The 10970-nt window shown below is 59.1% G+C and carries 12 protein-coding genes; 5 read left to right on the top strand and 7 right to left on the bottom strand.

Annotation, left to right across the window (positions count from 1 at the left end; genetic code table 11):
• Window positions 1-602 precede the first annotated feature (602 nt).
• Complete coding sequence (locus HMPREF3142_RS29260; RefSeq protein ID WP_153690771.1) at window positions 603-740, top strand: hypothetical protein; 138 nt, start codon at window positions 603-605, stop codon at window positions 738-740.
• A gap of 173 nt (window positions 741-913) precedes the next feature.
• On the opposite strand, the gene asr is transcribed toward HMPREF3142_RS29260, so the two are convergent.
• Window positions 914-1333 carry an acid resistance repetitive basic protein Asr gene (gene asr / locus HMPREF3142_RS27385; RefSeq protein WP_043875352.1) on the bottom strand — a complete coding sequence of 140 codons (420 nt, stop codon included), beginning with the start codon at window positions 1331-1333 and terminating at the stop codon, window positions 914-916.
• Between the two features lie 175 nt (window positions 1334-1508).
• The gene (locus HMPREF3142_RS04535; protein WP_008805024.1) at window positions 1509-2996 is read right to left on the bottom strand and encodes a carboxypeptidase M32; all 1488 of its coding nucleotides are present in this window, start codon (window positions 2994-2996) and stop codon (window positions 1509-1511) included.
• Between the two features lie 216 nt (window positions 2997-3212).
• On the opposite strand from HMPREF3142_RS04535, the gene HMPREF3142_RS29635 reads away from it, so the two are divergent.
• Window positions 3213-3305, top strand: coding sequence for a KPN_01571 family protein (locus tag HMPREF3142_RS29635; RefSeq protein ID WP_004206050.1), 93 nt, complete (start codon window positions 3213-3215; stop codon window positions 3303-3305).
• 30 nt (window positions 3306-3335) lie between these two features.
• Here the strand turns inward: HMPREF3142_RS29635 and HMPREF3142_RS04530 are convergent, their stop codons facing one another.
• Window positions 3336-4586, bottom strand: a complete 1251-nt coding sequence (locus HMPREF3142_RS04530; protein WP_023322548.1) for an MFS transporter — start codon at window positions 4584-4586, stop codon at window positions 3336-3338.
• 130 nt (window positions 4587-4716) lie between these two features.
• Between HMPREF3142_RS04530 and HMPREF3142_RS04525 the strand changes: the two genes are divergently transcribed.
• The 3 genes from HMPREF3142_RS04525 (at window position 4717) to bioD (ending at window position 7787) form a co-directional block, all read left to right on the top strand.
• Complete coding sequence (locus tag HMPREF3142_RS04525) at window positions 4717-5619, top strand: LysR family transcriptional regulator (protein WP_008805022.1); 903 nt, start codon at window positions 4717-4719, stop codon at window positions 5617-5619.
• Between the two features lie 124 nt (window positions 5620-5743).
• A complete protein-coding gene (gene mlc / locus HMPREF3142_RS04520) occupies window positions 5744-6964 on the top strand; it encodes a sugar metabolism global transcriptional regulator Mlc (RefSeq protein ID WP_032691385.1) in 1221 nt (406 codons plus the stop codon).
• A gap of 127 nt (window positions 6965-7091) precedes the next feature.
• A complete protein-coding gene (gene bioD, locus HMPREF3142_RS04515) occupies window positions 7092-7787 on the top strand; it encodes a dethiobiotin synthase (RefSeq protein ID WP_012541855.1) in 696 nt (231 codons plus the stop codon).
• Here bioD and clcB read toward each other — a convergent pair.
• The 4 genes from clcB to HMPREF3142_RS29770 all read right to left on the bottom strand — a co-directional run.
• Window positions 7740-9035 carry a voltage-gated ClC-type chloride channel ClcB gene (gene clcB, locus HMPREF3142_RS04510; protein WP_070611684.1) on the bottom strand — a complete coding sequence of 432 codons (1296 nt, stop codon included), beginning with the start codon at window positions 9033-9035 and terminating at the stop codon, window positions 7740-7742. The genes bioD and clcB overlap by 48 nt on opposite strands.
• Window positions 9036-9168: 133 nt before the next feature.
• Window positions 9169-9777 carry a Tat proofreading chaperone DmsD gene (dmsD, locus tag HMPREF3142_RS04505; RefSeq protein ID WP_008805018.1) on the bottom strand — a complete coding sequence of 203 codons (609 nt, stop codon included), beginning with the start codon at window positions 9775-9777 and terminating at the stop codon, window positions 9169-9171.
• Window positions 9778-9818: 41 nt separating this feature from the next.
• Window positions 9819-10676: a DmsC/YnfH family molybdoenzyme membrane anchor subunit gene (locus tag HMPREF3142_RS04500; RefSeq protein WP_070611682.1), complete on the bottom strand. Its 858-nt coding sequence runs from the start codon at window positions 10674-10676 to the stop codon at window positions 9819-9821.
• Window position 10677: 1 nt separating this feature from the next.
• Window positions 10678-10970: 4Fe-4S dicluster domain-containing protein (locus tag HMPREF3142_RS29770; protein WP_074185402.1), on the bottom strand; the 293-nt coding region annotated here is incomplete at its 5' end.

Below are 10970 nucleotides of genomic sequence, written 5' to 3'. Positions count from 1 at the left end.
GTCTATTGACAGTAGCAGGAGATTTAAGTTTTTGAAAGTAAACAATAATTCTAAGCAGGCCAAACCGTTGCCATCAGGCGAGACGGGCTGACGCTGCCGCTGGCAAAACCGTCTGATTTCAAGCGGTTAATACCAGCTGAACGCTGTTGCTATTTCCGCAGAAAGCGACGTCCGACGCAACAAAATTCGTGTATCAGAACGTACTGAACCCGGTGAATAATTCATCAGTCTGGCATTAAGATTATTCCTGGTTTGCCAGCGATTCGCTGAAAAATAATGCGCTTACCCGCCAAAACTTCACCAGAATTCGCACTTCTTTACGCCTCTCGTAATTATTTTCAATGCGAAACATTTTCTCACCGAAAACGTTGTTACCGTCACTCCGCCGTTGAGTAAATAGAGAGGTAATACCGGCGATGATAACCTGAATTCTATTTCCCCGACGTTGGGAGGGTATATGTCTAAAAAAGGTATTCGCGCACTGGTTTATGTTTCCCTGGTCTCAGTCGCTATCTGGGGCGCGACCGGTTATCTGGTGATGGAAGCGGTGCGCGTACTGTGAAGCGTCTGGTCACCACGAGGTGGCCGGCGCGCGCTAGTTTATGACTACAGTGTCTGGCGTCTTCGGACGCCGGGCATTTTTTGTGCCGCAGGAATTTCAGGGTAATGAGACGCGGGAAGGTGTCGTCAGCGATCGCCGTACGGTATTTATTATTCTGCAAAGCCAGCAGAAGCAGTAAATGAGAGCGTGGCGGAAATGATTAATAGAGGAAAAAGCGGGTAGCAACCACTGCGCAAATGATTAACAGGATCAGGATGAGCTCGAAACGATAGCGCCGCAGCATAGTGCTCTCCAGAAAAAACGGCGCTGAAACAGCGCCGATTATTAAGAAGGTTAGTTCACCGGGAGGAATTATGCTGCCGGCTGTGCAGCAGGTTTAGCGGCCTGGTGTTTAGTGGTTTTGTGGTGTTTTTTTGCAGCCTGCGCTTTCTGTGCTACCGGTTTAGCCGCAGCTTTGTGGTGCTTTTTAGCCGCCTGAGCTTTCTGCGGAGCAGCGGGTTTAGCTTCTACTTTTTTGTGTTTTTTAGCGGCCTGGGCTTTCTGGGCAGCGGCTGGTTTAGCTTCTGCTTTTTTGTGTTTTTTGGCAGCCTGAGCTTTCTGCTCTGCAGCTGGTTTTGCCGCGGCTTTGTGGTGTTTTTTGTGATGGGTGGTCTTGGCAGCAGTGCTGTGGGTAGCAGCCGGTGCCTGAGTGGTGCTTACTGCGTCAGCAGCGAAAGCGGCGGAAGAGAGACCCATAGCAGCGGCAACGACCAGAGCTAATACTTTTTTCATTCTGATATCCTCGAAAAGTTTTCTTAATTTCAACCCCACTGCGGGGCCGGTGAAATCACTATATGCTTGTCTTTTCGAGCTTTCCGTGAGTGTTTGGTATCGGCGTGTAACCGAATGTACAACACGCCTGGCCGTGGGGAGTGGAAGGACGCGCCGGGCAACCCGGCGCGTACGATCACAGATAGCGGGCGGTAAGGTGTTCGCGGAAGTAGCGGCTGTTGAGATCCTCGCCGGTGGCCTGCTGGATCAGCTGCGAGGTGGAGAAGCGGCTGCCATGCTGCCAGATATTCTGCCGCAGCCAGTCGAACAGGGCGCTGAAATCGCCCTCCGCAATATCGCGGTCTAACGTCGGCAGCGCGCGCCGGGCGGCGGCCATCAGCTGGGCGGCATACATCGCACCCAGCGTATAGGAAGGGAAATAGCCGAATCCGCCGTCGGTCCAGTGAATATCCTGCATGCAGCCGTCCCGGTAGTTGCCGGTGGTCGACAGCCCCAGCCAGTGCTGCATCTTCTCGTCCCACAGCGCCGGGATATCATCTACTTCAATCTCGCCGTCAATCAGCGCGCGTTCAATTTCATAACGCAGGATCACATGCGCCGGGTAGCTGACCTCATCGGCATCGACGCGAATAAAACCCGGTTTCACCCGCTGATTCCAGGCGACAAAGTTGTCGCTGCTAAAGGCTGGTTGATCGCCAAAACGCTCGCGCACCGCCGGTAACAGGCGGTTGAGGAAAGGCTCGCTACGTCCCAGCTGCATTTCAAAAAACAGACTCTGCGACTCGTGGATAGCGGTGGAGCGAGCGAGTCCTACCGGCTGGTCGACCCACGGGCGAGGCAGATTCTGCTCATAGCGGGCGTGGCCGGTTTCGTGGATCACGCCGAACAGGGCGCTGAGCAGGTCGTTTTCGTTGTAGCGGGTGGTGATGCGCACATCCTGGGGGACGCCGCCGCAGAACGGGTGAGCGCTGATGTCGAGGCGCCCGCCGTCGAAGTCAAAGCCGAGGATGCGCATGGCCTGCAGGCCCAGCTCGCGCTGAGCGGCAATCGGGAAAGGCCCCTGCGGGGCGAGTAATGTCTGCGTCGCTTGCTTAGCGACCGCTTGCCGCAGCAGGGAAGGCAGCCAGGACTTGAGGTCGGCAAACAGGCTATCCAGCCGGGCGCTGGTCATATCTGGTTCGAAAATATCGAGCAGCGCGTCGTAGCGTGAGCCGCCTCTGGCATCGGCGCGGATCTGCGCTTCCTGACGGCTCAGCTTGACCACCTCGCGAAGATTGTCGGCAAAGCCAGCCCAGTCGTTAGCGGGACGCTGACTGCGCCAGGCATGCTCACAGCGGCTGCCGGCAAGAGATTTTGCTTCCACCAGGCTCTCCGGCAGCAGCGCGGCCTGATCGTACTGACGCTGCATCTCACGCAGGTTGGCCTGCTCGACGTCGTTGAGGTCCTGCTGGCGGGCTTCCTGCAGCCATTGGCCCACTTTTTTATCGGTCAGGATCTGATGCTGCAGCACGCCGAGCTCCGCCAGCGCTTCGCCCCGGGCGGCGCTGCCACCCGGAGGCATCATCGCAAACATATCCCAGCCAGCGATGGCGGAGAGATGCGAAAAGCGCGACAGGCGCTGAAAGGTACGGGTAAGCTGCTGATAAGGCGTATTTTCAGTCATAGTGGCGTTCGGTCCGTGACAGGTGAATGAACAGGTTATCGGTATCCTTCTACACTATCCTGATACGCCCGGCGGGTCGAGCGTTGCGCATAGGGGAAGGGAAAGACACATGGCGGGAGAATAAGCTCACCTCTGTGATCGGTGTGACAGAAAACGGTAACATATCGGTACTAAACTGTGATCAATCACACAGGTCTGGAGGTTCGGGGGTGGTTTATGAATCCGTTCACCTGGCTGTTTATTGCACTGCTGTCCGTTGATGCCGTCAGAGAGTTGATGGGCTTGTCTTCCATTATGGGCATGTGGTGAAACGTGGCCCGCAGGCCACGTCACACGCGACTATTTCAGTCGTTGATGTAAGCAGGTGCCGGTCAACAGCGCGGCAAGGAGCAGCAGCGCGATAAACCCACCGACGCCGTTCCAGCCGTAGTGATGCCAGAATACCCCGCCTAACGTCCCGGCAAGACTTGAACCCAAATAATAGCTGAACAGATACAGCGATGACGCCTGACCGCGGGCGCGGCGGGCGCGTGGGCCAATCCAGCTGCTGGCGACGGAATGCGCGGCGAAGAAGCCAGCGGAAAACAGCAGCATACCGATGAAAATAAGCCACAGGGAAGAAAAGAGCGTCAGCAGCAGGCCGCAGAGCATGACAGCGGTAAAGCCGAGCATCACCGGTCCGCGGCCAAAGCGTACGGTCATGGCCCCTGCCTTAGGTGAACTCCAGGCCCCGGTGAGATAAGCTACCGACAGCAGGCCTACCACCGCCTGGCTTAGTGACCATGGCGACATCATCAGCCGGTAGCCAATATAGTTAAACAGGGTGACAAAAGCGCCCATCAGCAGAAAACCTTCGACGAACAGCAGCGGCAGACCGCGGTCGCGCCAGTGCAGACGAAAGTTGATCAGCAAATTTTTCGGTCGCAGCGAGGTCGAGCGGAACTGGCGCGACTCGGGCAGAATGCGCCAGAACATGATGGCCGCGGCCAGCGCGAAGCCACTGATCACCGCCAGCGCCACGCGCCAGCCGAAGAAATCGGTAAAGACCCCGGTCAGCAAGCGGCCGCTCATGCCGCCGATGGAGTTGCCGCTGATATATAACCCCATCGAAAAGGCGACGAAACTGGGGTGGATCTCCTCACTCAGGTAGGTCATGCCGACCGCCGCCACGCCGCTCAGCGACAGGCCGATCAGGGCACGCATAATGAGGATGCCGTGCCAGCTGGTCATCATGGTCGACAGCAGCGAGCAGCAGGCGGCCAGCAGCAGGGCGGTGACCATCACCGGCTTGCGCCCGATGGCGTCGGACAGCGGGCCGGTAAACAACAGGCCCACCGCCAGCATCGCCGTGGAAATGGAGAGTGAAATACTGCTGCTGGCCGGGGAGACGCCGAACTCGTTCGACAGCACCGGCAGGATCGGTTGCACGCAGTAGAGCAGAGCAAAGGTGGCCAAACCGGCGGAGAACAGCGCGAGGGTGACGCGCATAAATTGCGGGGTGCCGCGCTTAATAAACTGATCCGGGCGGGATGCACCAGCGACGCTGACCTCGCCCGCCGGCACGGTGTCAACGGTTGTTGTACGACTCACAGAGAATTCCTTGCGTAGAAGTTGCTGCTTACCAACAGAATGTTGTGACCATTCAGCTCACATTTTTAGGGTATGAAAATGTAAATATTCTGTCTAATATATTAATAATCTCAAATAAGACGTTTTAAATATGAATATCGAGTTGCGTCATCTGCGCTATTTTGTCGCCGTCGCGGAGGAATTACATTTTGGCCGGGCCGCAGCGCGACTGAATATTTCTCAACCGCCGTTAAGCCAGCAAATTCAGATCCTCGAGCAGCAGACCGGCGCCCGCCTGTTCGCGCGCACCAATCGCAGCGTCAGTCTGACGGCGGCCGGAAAGCAGTTTCTCGCCGATAGCCGACAAATTCTTGCCCAGGTGGATGACGCGGCCGCCCGCGCTGCGCGTCTGCATCACGGTGAAACCGGCGAACTGCGTATCGGCTTTACCTCCTCGGCCCCCTTTATCAAGGCGGTATCCGATACGTTGTCGATGTTTCGTCAGCGCTACCCGGATGTGCATATTTTGACCCGCGAGACCAACACTCGCGAACAGATTGTGCCACTGAGCGAGGGGGCTCTCGATCTGGGGCTCCTGCGCAATACCCAACTGCCGGACACCCTGGCGTGGGAGCGGGTGCTGCGCGAGCCGTTGCTGGCGATGGTCCCGGCCGACCATCCGCTGGCCCGCCAGCCCTCGGTCAGCCTGGCGGCGCTGGCGCGCGAACCCTTCGTCTTTTTCGACCCGCACGTGGGTACCGGCCTGTATGACGATATCCTCGGCTTGCTGCGTCGTTACGGCCATACGCCGGTGATTGCCCAGGAGGTGGGGGAGGCGATGACCATTATTGGTCTGGTGGCCGCCGGACTGGGGGTGTCTATCCTGCCGGCCTCCTTTCAGCGCGTACAGCTCAGTGAAATGCGCTGGCTGCCGATCGACGAACAGGATGCGGTGTCGGAGATGTGGCTGGTGTGGTCGAAACATCATGAACAGGGAGCGCTGGCAAAACGCTTTCGCGAGTCGCTGCTGGCCTGGAAAACCGAGCACAATTGAGGCGAAAAGGGGCTGGAAATGTGCGGTAAATCACAAGGCTAAGTAAAAATTTGACGTTCACCATCGAAGTGCTTCACCATAGCCGAAAGTTTATTTCGAAGCGCGAAAATAAAGGGAGTCAATGGTGGTAGCGGATAGTCAACCAGGCCATATCGATCAAATTAAGCAGACCAATGCGGGCGCCGTGTATCGCCTGATTGATCAGCTCGGCCCGGTATCGCGTATCGACCTCTCCCGATTTGCGCAACTGGCTCCCGCCAGCATCACCAAGATTGTCCGCGAGATGCTGGAAGCGCATCTGGTGCAGGAGACGGAGATCCAGGAGCCCGGCAGCCGTGGCCGCCCGGCGGTGGGGTTGATGGTAGAAACCGAGGCCTGGCACTATCTTGCGGTGCGCATCAGCCGCGGCGAAATCCACCTTTCGCTGCGTGATTTAAGCAGTCAGCTGGTGGTGGAGGATCAGCTGGAGCTGGCCCTCACCGACAGCACGCCGTTTCTGACCCGTATTATTGATCATATCGATCGGTTCTTTATTCGCCACCAGAAGAAGCTGGAACGGCTCACCTCCATCGCCATGACGATGCCGGGTATTATTGATACCGAAAATGGCATTATTCATCGCATGCCGTTTTATGAGGATGTCAAAGATGTGCCGCTGGGCGATGTGCTGGCCAACCATACCGGGGTGCCAGTCTACATTCAGCATGACATCAGCGCCTGGACTATGGCGGAATCGTTGTTCGGCGCCTCGCGCGGCGCCCGGGATGTCATTCAGGTGGTCATCGATCATAACGTCGGCGCCGGGGTTATCACCGACGGACGCCTGCTGCATGCTGGCAGCAGCAGCCTGGTGGAGATCGGCCATACTCAGGTCGATCCCTACGGCAAGCGCTGCTACTGCGGCAACCATGGCTGTCTGGAAACCATTGCCAGCGTAGAGAGCGTGCTGGAGCTGGCGCAGATGCGCATGGCCCAGTCGATGAGCTCGCTGCTGCACCAGCGTCCGCTGAGCGTGGAGTGGCTGTGCCAGGCCGCGCTGCAGGGCGATCTGCTGGCCAGAGACATTATCAGCGGCGTGGGTAACCACGTCGGGCGGATTCTGGCGATTATGGTCAATCTGTTTAACCCGCAGAAAATTCTGATTGGTTCACCGTTTAATCTGGCGGCAGATATCCTTTTTCCGGCAATTTCCAGCTGCATTCGGCAACAATCGCTCCCGGCCTACAGCCAGCATATCGCGGTTGAAAGCACCCAGTTTTCCAATCGTGGCACGATGGCTGGCGCGGCGCTGGTCAAGGATGCGCTCTATAACGGATCCTTACTCATACGACTGTTACAGGGTTAACATTTTTTCATAGTCACACCAAAAATTGCGCTATCTCAAGCCGACCTCTGGCGGCATCACGTAGACTTTGCCCACTGTTGATTATTTCTCTCCCGTATATTTCATCGACAAAACTGTGGGGTTAGTGATGTTTAAGCGTTTCTTTATTACAGGTACAGACACCTCTGTCGGGAAGACAGTGGTTTCCCGTGCGCTGTTGCAGGCACTTGCTGCCAGAGGCAAAAGCGTGGCCGGGTACAAGCCTGTGGCGAAGGGCAGCAAAGAGACGCCAGACGGTTTGCGTAACAAAGACGCGCTGGTGCTGCAGAGCGTCTCCACGCTGGCGTTGCCGTATGAGGCTGTCAATCCCATAGCGTTAAGTGAAGACGAAAGCAGCGTGGCGCACAGCTGCCCGATCAACTACGGTTTGCTGTCGGATGGTTTGCAGCGACTGGCCGGTCAGGTCGATCACGTGGTGGTTGAAGGCACCGGCGGCTGGCGCAGCCTGATGAACGACCTGCGACCGCTCTCCGAATGGGTGGTACAGGAGCAGCTCCCGGTGCTGATGGTGGTGGGGATCCAGGAGGGGTGTATCAACCATGCGCTGCTGACGGCCCAGGCGATCGCCAATGACGGGCTGCCGCTGATCGGCTGGGTGGCCAACCGCATCAACCCCGGTCTCGCGCACTACGCTGAAATCATCGATGTCCTCAGTAAGAAGCTGCCGGCGCCGCTGATTGGCGAGCTGCCGTACCTGCCGCGCGCCGAACAGCGTGAGCTGAGCCGCTACGTCGACTTAGACATGCTCGGCAACGTGATGGCGATAGATCGAATCCCGGCGTAACGTCCGCGACAGCACCGACGCCACCACGCAGGTGATCAGCAGGCCGGGCAGCAGCGCATACTGCCCGGTCATCTCACAAATCATCAGGGTCGACATGATTGGCGCATGGGTGGTGGCAGCCAGAAACGCCGCCATGCCGGTCAGACCGATCATCATAGCCATCTCTTCATTCCCCGGTAGCCATAGCCCGCTGACGCTGGCAAACAGCATGCCCATCGCCAGGCCGACAAACAGCGTGGGGGTAAAGACCCCGCCCGGCGCGCCGGAGCCGCTGCTGGCCAGCACCGCCAGCAGTTTGCACAGGAAAACGCCGGCCAGCAGTACGCCGGTCGGCGGCATCTGCAAATAGCTTTGCACCACGCTGTAGCCGTTGCCCCACACCGCCGGGGTGATGAGCGATAAGCCGCCGACAATCAGCCCCCCCAGCGCCAGCTGCCACGGCGGCGTCAGTTTCAGTTTGACGAACCCGCGGTGGCTGGAGTCCATCAGCCAGATAAACAGCGGGCCGCACAGCCCGGCCAGCAGGCCAGTCGCCAGCATTAAACCATAGTGCAGCGCGCTGAGGTTCTGCTGCAGGACGACGTGGTACAGCGGCGCGGCGCCGCCGTTGAGAAACTGCGTCAACAGCAGGGCGATCACCGCCGAGATAACGACCGGCCCAAGCGAGGCCAGCATCAGCGTGCCAAAGAGAATTTCAGCAATAAACAGGCTGCCGGCCAGTGGGGCATGATAGGCGCTGGCCATCCCGGCAGCGGCGCCGCAGGCGACCCACAGCTTCCATTCAGTCTGCGGCGTGAAGCGGCGGGCGAACAGCGACGCCGCCAGCGCGGCCAGCAGGATCATGGCGCCTTCCCGGCCAATCGCGCTGCCGGTGACCACGACCAGCAATGACGCCAGCGATTTCACCAGGCTTGCCGGCGTATCGAAGCAACCGTCGCCGGTCTCCAGGGCTTCCATATAATCGGTGGCGGCATGCGGGCGCGCGATGCTGCGTCGCTGCCACAGCCAGAGAAGTGTCCCTGCCGCCAGGCCGCCCAGCGCCGGGGTAATCAGCCGCCGCCACGCCGGCAGCGACTGCGCCGCGTTGACCAGGCTCCCGCTGTCATTGCCAAGAAACAGCGTTTCCAGCACCACCATCGCATGGCGAAACAGCGCCACCGCCATGGCGGCGAGAAGGCCAATCAGCGTGGCGATCAGCAGGCGGCGAAACATCACCTGCACATCAGGATAGGGATGAAGACGGTGCATCAGTTACGGCGAGGTTCGGAAAACATGGCCTTATTGTGATAGGGAATAACCTTAGATGCAAAAGCGATAAGTGCGGGTGAGGGGCTGGGAAGCGACGAAATAAAACCGCGCCGGATACCGGCGCGGTGAAGGGTTAACGATAGAGCGCTTTTTCCGCCACGGCGATCGGCAGATTCTCCTGCCACTGCGCCAGCGTTGCCTGCGCCAGCTGACCCAGCGCCTGGTAGAAGGGGTGGGCGGCATGGTCGACAAAGACGCTCAGAAAGCGCCCGGACCACGGCAGCAGGTGCCAGGCCAGCAGCTGGGCAAACAACGCATCCTGCTCCGTCTCGCACAGCCACGCCGCCAGCAGCAGCAGGGTGCCGAAATGATCTTCCGGTTCGTTACGCTCGGCGTCCAGTGCGATGCCGTTCGTGCGCATCCACTCGCGCAGGGCCAGCGTGGAATCGCCAAACAGCACTGACTCTTTATCCAGCCAGACGGATCCCCATGGCGGCGCCGGCAGGGCCCACGGGCCGATAAACAGGCGTTGCCAGGCTTCTGGTAATGACTCTTCCGTCGACGCGGCAAAGGCTGACGCCAGTGGGGCGGTTACCGGGAAGGGCCACTGTTGCTGCCAGCTGCCGTCCTGGAAGGCGGCGACCAGCGGCGCAATGTGCGCGCTATTCGGCGCATAAGAGAACAGCGCGCCCAGGGTGCGGGCGCTTAACGCGACAGCGTCGCGGTTTGGGATCGGCATCATTACTTATTCCTTTCTGCGGCGCGCGCCAGCGCGCCGTCTCATTAACCGGCAACCGCCATACCGACGGTCATATGCAGACCATAAAACAGGCCGCGACCAATACATTCCGCGATCAAGACCAACAGCAGGCCGATCAGCAGCCCCGTAGCGCGCGGCGGTTGGCGGCGGATCAGCGGACACAACCAGCAGCCAAGACCGAGAGCCAGCAGTATCAGGCGTAACGCCTGGAGTTTGCCGTAATCTGGCAGCAGGGTGGCTGCCTGCTGGACTGAACTGTGAATGGTACTGAGTCCGGCGCTTTGCATGATGATAACGACAGCGCCGATCGCCAGCGCGGCCACGCTGAGTCCGGCAAAAAACCAGCCGTTAAAGTTGACTTTCGCCAGCCGCAGCAGCAGGGCGGCGAACAGCGGCCCGCTGAGGAGCATCGTCAGGAAGAACGCGCTGGTAGTGTAGCCATTGTACCATGTTGGCACGGTATCGATTTGGTAAACCCGGGTCATCGCCAGAACAAACAGCAGCCCCAACAGCATGGCGATCACCAGCCAGACTTTACCCAGCGCCGCCGGCATTTTGCCCACTACCGCCAGCAGCCACCAGAATCCTCCCACGGCGAAGAACAAGGCGCCGCTGGCGACTTCATTGCTCAGCGCCGAGGCGCCGACGCGGTTCAGCGAGTTAAACGCGCGCAGCGGCGAACCGAGATGCATCACCGAAGCCAGAAAACCAATGCCCATCAGCAGCCAGATAAAAAACATGCTGCGCACCAGCCGTTGCTGCGCTTCGCGCTGGTTTGTCAGCGATAGCCAGCCCAGCCCGCTGACGAGGGTCGCGCCGACCACGCATTGCCCCAGTACCGTAAACAGCACCAGCGGCCATTCATGCCATCCGCTTCCCATCTCACACCTCCTTTGGATTTGCCAGATAACCGGTGGTATCGCCACACGGACGGGCATTGGCGTTAGGTTTGATCACGATACTCGGCCTGGTAAAGTGCGCCGACGGCAGCGGGGCCACTGCGGCCAGCTGGCCGTGCTTGGCGCGCAGCTCGGCAATCGGCCCGAAATCGAGCGCCCGCAGCGGGCAGGACTCGACACAGATCGGTTTTTTCCCCTCGGCGACGCGCTCGTGACAGCCGTCGCACTTGGTCATGTGGCCTTTGTCGGCGTTGTACTGCGGGGCGCCGTACGGGC

Origin of the sequence: Klebsiella sp. HMSC16C06 (assembly GCF_001808325.1) — a bacterium.
GTDB classification, from domain to species: Bacteria; Pseudomonadota; Gammaproteobacteria; order Enterobacterales; family Enterobacteriaceae; genus Klebsiella; species Klebsiella variicola.
Note: the sequence above shows the minus strand (reverse complement) of the source record. Positions and strands in the feature narration are given on the sequence as shown.